The 236-nt window shown below is 49.6% G+C and carries 1 pseudogene; it reads left to right on the top strand.

Annotation, left to right across the window (positions count from 1 at the left end):
* A pseudogene (locus Q0975_RS28440) lies at positions 1 to 236 on the top strand (hypothetical protein); the annotation flags it as partial.

The raw sequence follows: 236 nt of genomic DNA, 5'->3' as shown, positions 1-236 counted from the left end.
GGTGTAACTGGAGCACAGGGAATACAAGGAATCACTGGAGCGCAAGGAGTAACTGGAGCTCAGGGAATACAAGGAATTACTGGAGCGCAAGGTGTAACTGGAGCTCAGGGAATTCAAGGAATCACTGGTGCACAAGGAGTAACTGGAGCTCAGGGAATACAAGGAATTACTGGTGCACAAGGTGTAACTGGAGCTCAGGGAATTCAAGGAATCACTGGTGCGCAAGGGATAACTGG

The sequence above is a fragment of the uncultured Aquimarina sp. genome, assembly GCF_947500065.1.
Classification (GTDB): Bacteria; Bacteroidota; Bacteroidia; order Flavobacteriales; family Flavobacteriaceae; genus Aquimarina.
This window is presented reverse-complemented; position numbering and strand designations above follow the sequence as displayed.